Source organism: Nocardiopsis sp. TNDT3, assembly GCF_003427465.1.
GTDB classification, from domain to species: Bacteria; Actinomycetota; Actinomycetes; order Streptosporangiales; family Streptosporangiaceae; genus Nocardiopsis; species Nocardiopsis dassonvillei.
Genome location: NZ_QPFC01000999.1, coordinates 1 through 1,195, shown reverse-complemented (window position 1 = coordinate 1,195; position 1,195 = coordinate 1). Strand labels below are relative to the sequence as shown.

At 75.8% G+C, this 1,195-nt stretch carries 1 protein-coding gene; it reads right to left on the bottom strand.

Annotated elements, in window-relative coordinates:
* Positions 1-1,195, bottom strand: a 1,195-nt coding sequence (locus DQW06_RS22805) for a serine hydrolase (protein WP_157983573.1), incomplete at both ends; no start/stop codon positions are given.

Here is a 1,195-nt window from a genome sequence, read left to right as displayed (position 1 = left end):
CGCGCCGCCGCGGCCCACCACGGGCGCCCCCCGCGTGCGCGGGCCCAGTCACCCGCGCGCCGGACGCCGCGCCAGGCGAGCGGTACGGCGGCGGCGCCCAGGGCGAGCAGGACGGCGTCCGCGACCAGCACCAGCGTTCCCGTCGGCGGTACGGGCGCACGCCCGGAGTCGATCAGCTCCACGAGCGCGGCGGCCAGGGCGGAGGCGCCGCTGCCCGCCGACCCGCTGTTGGCCATGACCGCCACACCGTGACCGCTCTCGGGCAGCAGCGCCTGGTGCGCGGTGGCGGTCATCAGGTTGCCGCTGTGCTCGACCACCGGCGCCCCCGAACCGGTCTCGTCCGTCGACCACCCCAGGGCGTAGGAGCCCCCGGAGACCGGCGAGGGGGTGTGCAGGGCCTCGATCCCCTCCTCGGACAGGATCCGTTCCCCGCCGGGGCCCCGACCGCCGTTGTTGTGGGCGACGAGCCACGCGCCCATGTCCGCAGCGGTGCTGATGACGCCGCCCGAGCCGTTGCCGAACCCGGGGGGTTCGTCCGCCGGGAACGGGAGTCCGAGCACGCTGATGTGGCCGCGCGCGCCGGACGGCAGGTCGAGGTCGGTGTCGACGGTGGTGGTGTCGTCCATCCCCAGCGGCGAGAGGACCCGCTCGTCCAGGTGGTCGGCGAAGGACCGCCCGCCGACCACCTCGACCAGGCGGGCGGCGACCTGGAAGTTGGGGTTGTGGTACTCCCACCGGGTGCCGGGTTCGGCGGCCAGACCCGCGTCGCGCAGGTCCTCGACGGACTGGCGCAGGGTGAGGGTGCTCCGGCCCCGGCTGTAGGAGGCGAACTCGGAGTCGGACATGCCGGAGGTCTGGTCGAGCAGCTGGCGGACGGTGATCCGCGCCGCGCGGGGGTCGGCCATCGTGAACTCGGGCAGGTGCTCCCGCACCGGGTCGTCCAGGCCGAGCTCTCCCGCCTCGACCAGCTGGAGGACCGCCAGCGCGGTGAAGGACTTGCTCACCGAGGCCACGGCCATGGGTGTGCGCTCGGTGACGGGCTCCCCGCCGGGGGTGGTGCCGTACCCCTGCGCGTGGACGACCTCCGTGCCGTGGGTCAGGACCACCGCCGCGCCGGGAAGGCCGGTGGCCTCCCGGTACTCCTCCACGAGGGCGTCGACCGCGGCGGGGGCCGGGGTCCGCAGGGGTTCGGCGG